Raw genomic sequence first — 11,017 nt, 5'->3', positions numbered from 1 at the left:
GAGATGGGTATAAGAGACAGGCGCGGAGCCGGCCGTCGGACGACGGAGTCCGGCGGTGGCACGCCCCGCCGCCGGACCTGTTCGGACGCGTGGGATCAGCGGTCGTCACCGTGGAAGACGCAGCCGACCGTGGCGCCGCTGCCCATGCTGACGACGCCCACCGCCGGATCGGCGCTGCCCCGGACGAAGCCTCCCGCGTAGCCGTCGTCCTCGGCCCCGCGTGCGCTCAGGTAGAGGCCCCAGTTGAGGAAGAGTTCCCGCACGCCGCCGGCGCCGTCGGGAAACGGCTCGGCGGTGGGACGTACACGGCGCTGGAGCACGAACGGGCCGTCCATCGCCGAGGTGACCCTGCTCTCCCACTCGGCCGGGTCCACCGTCCAGCCGGCGATGATCCCGTTGCCGCCGTGCAGCAGCGTCGGCTTGAGAATCAGCTCGTGCTGGTGACCCAGGGCGTGGGCGAGCAGGTCGACCCGGGTGCCGCCGGGGTCCGTGGCGTGGGGGCGCACGTATCGCGTCCACGGCAGGATCCGGTCGAGGCAGGCCAGTTCGGCGGCATCGTACCGGTCACGGTGCTCCTCGTCGGAGAGCATCGCCAGGGTGCCCTTGTTGCCGTACAGCTCGGCGTCCAGTCGGCTGAACAGGCCCAGCCTGCCCTGCTCGACCGCGGTCAGCAGGGGTTCCAGCTGCGCCGCCGCGGTGGGGTCGGTGAGGTCTTCGGGCAGGAAGTACCGGAAGACGACGTCGACGGTTCGGCCCGCAGCCGTCGGACGGCCGTTCGGGTACGTGATCTCGCCGAGGTCGCAGGCGATCCCCTCGACCCCGAAGTCGGCCAGCTTGTCGGCGAACACCCGCAGTCGAGGTCCCACGACGGCGAAGTTCTCCACCGTGTCCACCACGGCGACGACGGGCGCCCGGTCGGTGGGGATGTTCGCGGCGCACTCCGCGTACATGGTCCGCACCATGTGGCCCAGGGTGTCCTCGTAGTGGAGTCCGTGCCGCGTCACGAACTCTTCGAGCGGGGGATAGGCCAGCATCGCCCGGTTGATGTCCGCGTTCTCGAAGCCGCCGAGCGCGCTGGTGATGTTGAATTCGAGAAGCTTGAACCCCGTCCCGTCGTGATAGAGGTCGGCCCGCCCCAGCGGGAGGAGCGACCCGGTCCGGGCGCTCCGTGTGATCAGCGCCGACTGCGAGGGTTCCAGGCCGACCGCCGCGGCCAGTGCGGTGACGCTTCCGCCGAACCCGCGCTCCGGCAGCGAGCGCAGCAGCCCGTAGACCGTGTGGAGGTCTCCCACGAGGGTGCGGAGCTCGCTCCCGCCGAGGAAGGCGGGGCCGTCCAGGAACCGGTCCTGGTAGGCCAGTTTCAACGTGGCGGACTCCAGGGCCGCTGCCGCGGGACGGCCCGTCGACCCGTTCCGTGCGAGCTGCTCCCCGTACGCGTGGCCCAGCCGCGACCTGGGCGGCGTGCGCGGACTCGTGGTCGTCGTCATGGGGTGTCCCTTTCCGGAATGGGCCGTGCGTTCGGTACGGTGCCGAGTTCGGCGCGGTGCGGTCCTGGACGTTGCCGTGTTCGGTGCGGTGCCGGCGTCCCGCGGCGCGCCGGACGGCTGCCCGCTCAGTCCGTTTCCGCCGTTCGCGGAGCCGGGTCGGCGCGGGTGATCCACCGGCGGCGGGCGCCCACGAGGAGCCCCATCGCGACCACCGCCATGACGACCGCGCCGGCCCCGAACACGGCGCGGGTGCCGACCTCGGCGGCGACGAACCCGCCGGCCGCCGCACCGACGGGCAGTCCGCCCCAGGCCACGAGCCGGTACACGCTGTTCGCCCGCCCGAGCAGGTGCTGCGGCACCAGGGTCTGCCGCAGCACGACCACGACGACGTTCCACGTCACCGTCCCACAGGCGAAGATCGCGAGGGCCACGCCGGCCGCGTACATCGAGGGCACGGCGGCGAGCACCGTCTCGCTCGTGGTGATCAGGACGCCGGTGGCGACCAACGCACCTTCCCGGCCGAGCCGTTCCGTCAGCGCGGGTGCGAAGCGTGAGGCCAGGACGGCTCCCACCGCCTGGCAGGCGAGCAGGACGCCGTACCCGAACGGACCCAGGCCGAGCTCCTTCCCGCTGTGCACCACGAGGACCGCGAGCATCGCGCTCCCGGCGAGGTTGATCAGACAGGACACCAGGGCGAGGCTGCGCAGCAGGTGATGCGAGAACAGCCACTTGGCGCCGGCCAGCATCTCCGACATCACGCCGGACCTGTCCGGTGCACGCTCGACGGGCCTGGTGCGGCGGATACGGCTGATCAGGACGGCGGAGCACAGGAAGGTCGCCGCGTCCACGCCGAAGGGCAGAGCCGTCGCCACACCGAACATCAGCGCGCCGAGGAGCGGACCGATGAAGCCGGTGCCGGCCTCCTGCGCGGCCATGATGCGGGCGTTGGCGGTGGAGAGACCGGCCTGCGGGGTGATGAAGGGGACGAGCACCTGGGCCGCGTTGCGGCAGAGGACCTCGCCGACGCCCAGCAGGAACATGCAGATGTAGAGCAGCGGCAACCCGCCCCAGCCACCGAGGATCCCGAGGGTGAGCACCGCCAGCAGGACGGCCCGGCCGACGTCGACGCGCACCATCATCGCCCGGATGTCGACGCGGTCCACCAGCAGCCCCGCCGGGATGCCGAACAGCAGGAACGGGGCGGTGAAGGCGACCGAGGCCGCGCCGATCAGGCGGGGGTCGTCGGTCAGACGGGTGGCCAGCAGGGGCGCGGCGGCGATCGTGGCCCCGTCACCGAGCGAGGACACCGCGGCGGACCACCACAGCCGGGAGAAGTCACGTCCCAGAACGGGCCGTTGTGCGTCGGCCTTGTCGGTCGTCGACGCGGTCATGAAAGCGCGTGGCAGCGCAACCGGCAGTACATTGCCTCCCCCTTCGATGTGGCTGCCCCGCCGTCGACGCCCCACCAGCCCGTCGTCGTGCGCCGAGACCCGCACAGCCAGGTGCACGGGGTTCCCGAGAGTAGTCGGCGTCCGCGGTGGAGTCGAGGGGAAGATCGGGTCCCGCGGGGAAAGTACCCAACCGCCGCTCACGTGCCCGGGACGGAGTCGCCGAGCGCCTCCCGGGGAAGATCAACCCATGCAGGGATGAGGGGGGTTGTGTCCTGCGGTCTTCTGATATGTTCGCCGCCGCTGGGCGGGTGAATCGGCGGCCAGCGACGTGCATGCATGGGAGGACATGTCGTCAACGGGGCTTCAACACACCGAGTCAAGCCTCCGGTTCGTGCTCACGGCCGATTGTCTCGGCGCGACGACATGCGGCCGGTGATCCCTCGTCCTCCCAGCGCGCGACCGCGCATCGCCACACCGACGCCTCGCCTCTCGGCGGCCGACCGGCACAGACGACTGATCGACGCGTGGTCGACCGGTCGACGGCCGCCCGGGGTCCGCAGGGGAGGGCGTGGTGACCGACCGCGTCGGCGCACGGTCCGCAACGGACGGAGATCCCGGTGAGGCACCTGACTGCCCCGCGGTCAGGACCGCCACGGAGCTGCCGCGCGCAGATGGAAGGGTGGGAACAACGTTCATGAGAACCTACGAACCCGACGCGGCGAGACGGACGACCGGCGCCCACCGTCGCCGCTCACGTCATCCGCTGGTCCCCCGCCTCCGACGCCCCGGAGGCATACGTTGAGTCTCGCGGCGGGCCTGACGAACGCCCGCCCCGACATCGTCGAGACCGTGACGGTCGCCGTCATCGGCACCGGGGCGATCGGACGCGACCTGGTCAGCAAGATCGACCGGTCGCCCGGCCTGGACTGCCGGCTGGTCGCCGGACGCAATCCGGAGTCGGCGGGCCTGCGGTACGCCGAGAGCCTCGGCTGCGCCACCACCGCCGCGGGCATCGAGGCCGTACTGGCGGCGCCGATTCCGTTCGACGTCGTCTTCGACGCCACCAGCGCCGCGTCCCACCGGGACCACTGGCCGCTGCTGGAGCCGCTCGGGACGCTGGTGATCGACCTGACGCCCAGCAAGGTCGGGCAGATGGTGGCGCCCACCGTGACCGGGGTCGCGGCCGAGGCCGCGCGCAACGTCAATCTGATCAGTTGCGGAGGCCAGGCGTCCGTTCCGGTCGTGCACGCGCTCGCGGCCCGATTCCCGGTGACGTACCTGGAGGTCGTGTCGACCGTGGCGAGTGACGTGGCCGGCCGCGCGACCCGGCTGAACCTCGACGAGTACGTGACGGCCACCGGTCACGCCGTGACGACGTTCTCCGGCGTGAGTGACGTCAAGGTGATCCTCAACATCAGCCCGGCGGTGCCGCCGGCCACCTTCCGCACCGTCATCCATGCGCGGGTGCCCGACGCCGATGCGGCGGCGGTGCGGGCGGTGGTCGACCGGGCGGCCGAACAGGTGCGGTCCTTCGCTCCCGGGTACGAGGTCGTCGCCTGCACCGCGGCCGGCGACCTGGTGACGATCGTCCTCAAGGTCACGGCGCACAGCGACGTCCTGCCCCCGTACGCGGGGAACCTCGACATCATCAACGCCGCAGCAGTCATGGTCGCCGAGCAGTACGCGGCCCGGCCGGACCGGGTGTCCCGGACGGAGGTGGCGTCGTGAAGCAGGTGGTCATCCACGACCCGACGTTGCGCGACGGCCAGCACGCCGTACGCCACCAGCTCGGCCTGACCGCGCTGCGCCGCTACGCGGAAGCGGCGGACGCGGCGCGGATCCCGGTGGTGGAGGTCGGCCACGGCAACGGTCTGGGCGCCTCCTCGCTACAGGTCGGGCTCGCCGCGGCGACCGACGACGAGATGCTGTCGACCGTCCGCGAGGCGCTGAACCACAGTCGGCTGGGTACCTTCATGCTGCCCGGCTGGGGCACCTCCGACGACCTCCGACGGGCGATCGCCCACGGGGTCGACATCGTCCGCGTCGGAGTCCACGCCACCGAGGCGTCCTTGGCCGAACGCCACCTGGGCTTCCTCCGGGACGCGGGCGCCGAAGCCCACTGCGTCCTGATGATGAGTCATATGGCCTCCCCGGACGAGCTGGCCGAGCAGGCCGCACGGGCCGTCGGATACGGGGCGCAGGGCGTGGGGATCATGGACTCCGCGGGGCACTTCCTCCCGCCGGACGTCACCGCGCGGATCGGCCGAATCGTCGAGGCGGTCGACACCGTCCCGGTGATCTTCCACGGACACAACAACCTCGGTATGGCGGTCGCCAACTCGGTGGCCGCCGCCGAGGCCGGCGCCCTGATCATCGACGGCTGCGCCCGTGGCTTCGGAGCCGGTGCGGGCAACACCCAGCTCGAAGTGCTGGTGCCGGTGCTGGAGCGGAGCGGGTTCGCCACGGGCATCGACCTGTACGCGCTGCTGGACGCCGCCGACCTCGCCGAGCGCGAACTCATGCCCGCACCACCGGTGACCGCCTCGATGAGCATCGTCAGCGGTCTGGCCGGAGTCTTCTCCGGCTTCAAGCACCGGGTCGTCGAACTCTCCGGGGCCGCGGGCGTGGACCCGCGCGAAGTCTTCTTCGAACTCGGCCGGCGGCAGGCCATCGCCGGCCAGGAGGACCTGATCGTGGACGTGGTGGCCGAGTTGAGCGGCCGCGGACCGACGGCTGACGCGGTATGAGACCCGGCGACGAGAGGAGGACCAGCGACATGGCAGTTCCGGAAGCTGTGCCCGGGGCGAACGGGACAGCGGGTGTCGAGATCACCCGTATGTCGTTCGACGAGTTCCTGGCCGTGGGCCCCCGGGGGCTGTACGAGGCAGACCGCCCCGTGGTGATCGAGCTGCCGGCCGATGTGCAGGGACTCGGACGGGACGAAGTGGCCGCGCGCCTGGCCGAGATGACCGTCACCCTGTTCACCGAGCCGGGCGACAAGAACCACCCGGGGCGCTGGGAGACACGGGACATCAAGCTCCGCGAGTTCTTCGCGGACGAGCGACACCTGACCAGCACGGACACCTGGCACCGAGTGGTGTCGAACATCCGCAGCAGTCCGGCCGACGTGAACGCCGTCATCGGTTTCGACGCCGAGGAGTTCTTCGGCTACGGCGACAGCCTGTACGCGGCCAACCTGTGGATCAGCCACCGCGGCGTGTTCACCAAGAACCACTTCGACGAGTTCGAGAACTTCAACATCGCGCTCGAGGGGCGCAAGCGGTTCATCATCGCTCCGCCGGGCGTTCGCGCCTACTACCCGAGGTCGGTACTGCGGGGGTTCGGCGACAAGTCGAACGTGGTCGACCTCGACGACGTCGACCTGTCGCGCTACCCGAGGCTCGCGGCCAAGCTCGCCCAACGCCGCGACTTCGTCCTCGAACCGGGGCACATGCTCTACCTGCCGCTCGGCTGGTGGCACCAGGCCGAATCGCTGGACGAGCTGAATATCAACGTCAACTTCTGGCTCAAGTCCAGGAAGATCCTCCGCCGGCCGCACGTACTCGGCGTCGCCCTGTACACGTACGCCTACCGGAGGCTCAAGGGCGTCTACAGCTACAAGCCCACCGAGGGGAACTCCCGATGAGCGAGCGCAGGACCATCACCCCCACCCACCGGTACCGCAACAACGACAAACTCATCGGGATCGGCAACGCCTTCTGGAACCAGTCCTACGAGAACGGGGTCGCCGGCATCGTCGGCGACCTGGAGGACGGCGTGTTCCACATGCCCGACGGGCATGAGTTCGTCAACTTCACCGTCTGCTCCTACCTGGACCTGGACACCCACCCCCAGGTCATCGACGGTGCGGTCGCCTCGCTGCGCCGCTTCGGGGTGCTCGACCACTGCATCCCGCGCACCCGCGTCCAGACCCCGGTGCTGCTGGAGCTGGAGGAGTCGCTGGGCGAGCTGTTCGGCGCGATGGTCGTCAGCGCGCTCTCCACCGCGGCGGCCAGCACCGGTCTGCTTCCGATGATCGCCTCGGGGCACCTGGGCAACGGCACCAGGCCGCTGATGGTCTTCGACAAGAACGCCCACGTCTCCCTGGCCCACGCCAAGCCGAGCTGCGCCGACGAGAGCGAGGTCGTGACCTCCGGCCACCACGACCTCGACTTCATCGAGGACATGTGCCGCACCTACGAACGCGTCTGTTACGTGGTGGACGGCTCGGACAGTCTCGGCGGCTACGCGCCGGTCCACGAATTGGCCGAACTCCAGGAGAAGTACAACCTGCTGGTCTTCTACGACGACTCGCACTCGCTGTCCGCGTACGGCGAGCGCGGCATCGGCTACGTACGCACCCACTCCCCGGTGCTGGACGAGCGGACCATCACCGTGGCGACCCTGACCAAGGGGTTCGGAGCCGGCGGCACGGCGATCCTGCTCGACGGCTACCCGGAGGAGACGCGCCGGCTCATCGAACGGTTCGCGGGCCCGCTGGGCTACTCGCAGAAGATGAACGCCGCCGCCGTCGGCGCGGCACTCGCCTCGGCCGAGATCCACCGCACCGAGGAACTCACCCGGCTGCAGGGGCGCCTGCGGTCCAACATCGCGCTGTTCGACTCGCTCGTCCAGACCGAGCAGGCCGAGGGCACCTATCCGATCCGGGTGGTGCCGATGAGCGACGACACGGTCGTCGAGGCCGCCAGAGGGGTCTTCGCGGCCGGGTTCTACACCTCACCGGTGTTCTTCCCGATCGTCGCACGCGGTACCGCCGGACTGCGGGTCATGCTGCGGGCCGGCCAGAGCGCGGATCAGATCAAGCGGCTCTGCACCGCGCTGGTCGAGGCCGGGGCGCGCCCGGCGGGCACGCTCCCCGGGGCGGTGAACCGGTGACCGGGGCGCCCAGGGCGATTCCGCGCAGCATCCTCTACACACCGGCGCTGTCGCCGGAGAAGGTGGTGAAGGCCTGGTCGTACGACGCGGACGTCCACCTGATCGATCTGGAGGACTCCGTACCGCCCGCCGACAAGCAGGCCGCCCGCACGGTCTGCCGGGCCGCGCTGGAGAAGACGCCGAGACCGGGGCAGGTCGCCGTGCGGATGAACGAACTCGGCAGCCTCGCGGGGGTCCAGGACGTGTCGATGCTGGCCGACAGTCCGGTGCGGCCCGGCATCGTCCTGATGACGATGGTGACCTCGGCGGACGAGGTCGACCTGCTGCGCCGGATGCTGGCCTCGGCGGGCGCGTCCCCCGAGATCTACGTGACGGTGGAGACGGTCGAGGCGGTCACCCGCGTCGACTCCATCGCGCGCTCGGCCGACGGCCTGGTGCTCGGCTCGGCCGATCTGGCCGCCACACTCGGTGTCGACATCAGCTGGGAGGCCATGCTGGCCGCCCGGCAGGCGATGGCGCTGGCCTGCGCGCGGCACGGCACGGCGTGCGTCGACACCGCCAACTACCGGCTCGCCGAATCGGCGGTCCTCGCCGAGGAGACCACCCGGGCGCGGGCGCTCGGCTTCCACGGCAAGGCGACGGTGCACCCGGGCGAACTCGACGTGATCAACCGCCTCCTGCGGCCCCGCGCCGAAGAGCTGGGACTGGCACGCCGGGTGGTGGAGGCCGTCGCGGCGGCCGACGGCGGGATCGCCGTCCTGGAGGGCAACATGGTCGGCCCGCCGTTCGCCCGGCTGGCCCGCACCACCGTGGCGCGCGAGGACGCCTGGACGAGCCGGTTCGGCCGCGCCGGAGGAACCGCGTGAGCGCGCCGGTGATGGTCCGGGCCGCCGACATGGCCGGAACCCGGCGGATGCTCCGCGTGGTCGACGTGCTCGGCGAGATGTTCGTCGACCTGGCCGCCGGCCGCACCCGCTCCCCGGCCCGCACGGTGCTCGAGCACGGTGACCGGCGCGTCCTCCTGGTCAGCCCCGCCGTCTGGGAGCAGCGCGCGGTGGGCAGCGTCAAGGTCACCACGCTCACCCCCGACAACCCGGTACGCGGACTGCCGCTGATCCACGGGATCGTCGCCCTCACCGACCTGGAGACCGGTCAGATCACCGCGCTCCTGGACGGCGCCGAACTCACCGCCGTCCGCACCGGCGCCGTCGCCGCCCTGGCGACCCGCTGGTGCACTCCCGACGACGCCGACGACCTGGCGGTGATCGGCGCCGGCGTCCAGGCACACGCCCTCGTCCGGGCGGTGACGGCGGTGCGCCCGATCCGCCACATCCGCCTCCACTCGCGCACGCGCGCCCGGGCCGAGAAGCTCGCCGGCCTGATCCGCGGCACCGAACCGGGAACCGTCCGCGTGACGGTCTGCGACACCGCGAGGGACGCCGTCACCGACGCGGCGATCATCTGCACGGCCACCTCGACCGACGCCCGCACCCCCGTGGTGCGGGCGGACTGGGTGACCCCCGGGGCACATGTGAACGTGATCGGCGGAACCCACCCGGACGCCGTCGAGCTCGCCCCCGCCCTGCTGGCCGACGCCGTGACCGTCGTCGAGGACCGGACCGCGGCGCTGGACGGCGCGGGTGAGATCCGGGCCGCACTGGCCGACGGCCTGATCAAGGCCGCGGACCTGTACGAACTGGGCAGCCTGGTGAGCGGCGCGGTCGACGTCACCGGCCGCACCACGGTCCTGCGCACGGTCGGCATGGCCATCGAGGACACCGCCGCCGCGGTGGCGCTGTTCGAGGAGCACCGCACGGCCGAGCAGGGAACCGGCGGCCCGACCGCCGTTTCGCCGACAGAGGAGGAAGTGCCGGATGGACACGCATGAGGACCTCGGTCCGGGACACGGGCACCCGTGGTTCGGCCGGCACCGGCTGAGGCCCGCCGCGTCGGCGGACACGATCCGCCGGATGCTGCGGCACGAGCTGCGGGACACCGGCTGGCCGTACCAGAGGGTTCTTCCCGCGGCGCCGCTGGCGATCCCGCGCGCGTCCTACGCCGAGATCTTCCGGGTGAGCGTCGCGCTGGTCGATCTGCTGCGCCGGGCCGCCCTGGAGAGCGGGCACACCACCGCCGACCGGCTGGCCGCCTACGAGATGCCCGCCACCGAGGACCGGCTGTGGGTGCGCGACCCGTTCGCCGAGGAGCGGCACGCCGACTCCGTGGTCCGTCCGGACCTGGTCATCGGGCCCGACGGACCGCAGTTCCTGGAGTTCAACGTCAGCGGTGCGCTCGGCGGCGTGGTGGAGACCCAGAGCCGTCTGGCGGTCTGGCGCGGGCTGCACGCCGACGAGGAGGGCCGGGCCCCGTTCCGGTCGCCGAGCCCGTTCGCCGTACGCGCCGAGATGTTCCGGTCGCTCAGCGCGGAGTCGGCGGTGGCACCGAGGGTGGCCGTCGTCGGCAGCGCCCGGGTGACCGGCGTGGAGCGACGGTACTTCGAGATGGAGGCCGACTACTACAACAGCCACGGCCTGACGGCACGCTTCTTCGAGCCGGAGGAGCTCCCCGAGGCGTGGGACTGCGCCCCGCACCTGCGCTATCCGGTCGGACTGCGGAACTTCACCATTCCGGACTGGCTCGACGCGGGCCTCGACACCACCCCCGTCCAGGACGCCCTGGACCACGGCTGCCTGCTGGTGGGCACCCAGACATCGACGTTCCTGCACAGCAAGCTCACCATGGGGCTCCTGTCGGAGGGACGGCCCTGGATGACCGAGGCCGAGCGCGGGCTGATCGCGCGGTACCTGCCGTGGACGCGGATCCTCTCCGAGCGCAGGACCGACCGCGAGGGACAGCAGGTCGACCTGGTCCCGTTCGTGCTGAAGAACCGCGAGCGGCTGGTCCTCAAGGCCGCCCTCGGGGAGAGCGGGCAACAGGTGACCATCGGCCGCGAAGCCGGTCAGGCCGCATGGGAGTCAGCCGTCGGCGACGCCGTCCAAGGCCGCACCAGCGTGGTCCAGGAGTTCGTGCGGCCGGAGACCTGCCGGGTCGCGCTGATCGCCGACGGGGTCGACGAGCCGTACGACGCGGATGTCGCCCCGGTGCTGGGGCCCCTGATCTTCGGCGGCCGGCCCGCCGGACTGTTCTGCCGGTTCTTCGGCGACGGTTCCGCCGGGATCGTCAGCGTCCGGGGCGGAACGAGCAGCTCCGACAACGTGATGGTGGCGATCTGAGACAGCCCGC

The 11,017-nt window shown here is 71.5% G+C and carries 9 protein-coding genes; 7 read left to right on the top strand and 2 right to left on the bottom strand.

Annotated elements, in window-relative coordinates; genetic code table 11:
- Positions 1-95 precede the first annotated feature (95 nt).
- Positions 96-1,487 carry a hypothetical protein gene (locus HET64_RS15890; protein WP_215106065.1) on the bottom strand — a complete coding sequence of 464 codons (1,392 nt, stop codon included), beginning with the start codon at positions 1,485-1,487 and terminating at the stop codon, positions 96-98.
- Between the two features lie 125 nt (positions 1,488-1,612).
- A complete protein-coding gene (locus HET64_RS15885; RefSeq protein ID WP_215106063.1) occupies positions 1,613-2,878 on the bottom strand; it encodes an MFS transporter in 1,266 nt (421 codons plus the stop codon).
- A gap of 798 nt (positions 2,879-3,676) precedes the next feature.
- Here HET64_RS15885 and HET64_RS15880 point away from each other — a divergent pair.
- From HET64_RS15880 to HET64_RS15850, 7 genes are read left to right on the top strand one after another with little or no spacing between them, the layout of a single operon-like run.
- Positions 3,677-4,606 carry an acetaldehyde dehydrogenase (acetylating) gene (locus tag HET64_RS15880; RefSeq protein WP_215106062.1) on the top strand — a complete coding sequence of 310 codons (930 nt, stop codon included), beginning with the start codon at positions 3,677-3,679 and terminating at the stop codon, positions 4,604-4,606.
- Positions 4,603-5,625: a 4-hydroxy-2-oxovalerate aldolase gene (gene dmpG / locus HET64_RS15875; RefSeq protein ID WP_215106060.1), complete on the top strand. Its 1,023-nt coding sequence runs from the start codon at positions 4,603-4,605 to the stop codon at positions 5,623-5,625. Before HET64_RS15880 ends, dmpG begins: the two co-directional genes overlap by 4 nt.
- 29 nt (positions 5,626-5,654) lie before the next feature.
- Positions 5,655-6,524, top strand: coding sequence for a cupin-like domain-containing protein (locus HET64_RS15870; protein WP_215106058.1), 870 nt, complete (start codon positions 5,655-5,657; stop codon positions 6,522-6,524).
- Entirely contained in the window at positions 6,521-7,774 is a 1,254-nt protein-coding gene (locus HET64_RS15865; protein WP_215106056.1) for an aminotransferase class I/II-fold pyridoxal phosphate-dependent enzyme, read from the top strand. The genes HET64_RS15870 and HET64_RS15865 overlap by 4 nt, the downstream gene beginning before the upstream one ends.
- The gene (locus tag HET64_RS15860; RefSeq protein ID WP_215106054.1) at positions 7,771-8,640 is read left to right on the top strand and encodes a CoA ester lyase; all 870 of its coding nucleotides are present in this window, start codon (positions 7,771-7,773) and stop codon (positions 8,638-8,640) included. The genes HET64_RS15865 and HET64_RS15860 overlap by 4 nt, the downstream gene beginning before the upstream one ends.
- A complete protein-coding gene (locus tag HET64_RS15855) occupies positions 8,637-9,662 on the top strand; it encodes an ornithine cyclodeaminase family protein (RefSeq protein ID WP_215106052.1) in 1,026 nt (341 codons plus the stop codon). Before HET64_RS15860 ends, HET64_RS15855 begins: the two co-directional genes overlap by 4 nt.
- Complete coding sequence (locus HET64_RS15850) at positions 9,649-11,007, top strand: hypothetical protein (RefSeq protein ID WP_215106050.1); 1,359 nt, start codon at positions 9,649-9,651, stop codon at positions 11,005-11,007. The genes HET64_RS15855 and HET64_RS15850 overlap by 14 nt, the downstream gene beginning before the upstream one ends.
- Positions 11,008-11,017: the final 10 nt, after the last annotated feature.

It is taken from the genome of Streptomyces sp. McG3 (genome assembly GCF_018619185.1).
In the GTDB taxonomy this organism is placed as follows: Bacteria; Actinomycetota; Actinomycetes; order Streptomycetales; family Streptomycetaceae; genus Streptomyces.
The sequence above is the reverse complement of the archived record's forward strand: the minus strand, read 5'-3'. Positions and strand labels throughout refer to the sequence as shown.

Excerpts from the sequence above, each read along its gene's own strand:
- HET64_RS15890 (WP_215106065.1), bottom strand. The coding sequence starts at position 1,487 with ATGACGACGACCACGAGTCCGCGCACGCCGCCCAGGTCGCGGCTGGGC.
- HET64_RS15885 (WP_215106063.1), bottom strand. The coding sequence starts at position 2,878 with ATGACCGCGTCGACGACCGACAAGGCCGACGCACAACGGCCCGTTCTG.
- HET64_RS15870 (WP_215106058.1), top strand. The coding sequence starts at position 5,655 with ATGGCAGTTCCGGAAGCTGTGCCCGGGGCGAACGGGACAGCGGGTGTC.
- HET64_RS15865 (WP_215106056.1), top strand. The coding sequence starts at position 6,521 with ATGAGCGAGCGCAGGACCATCACCCCCACCCACCGGTACCGCAACAAC.
- HET64_RS15850 (WP_215106050.1), top strand. The coding sequence starts at position 9,649 with ATGGACACGCATGAGGACCTCGGTCCGGGACACGGGCACCCGTGGTTC.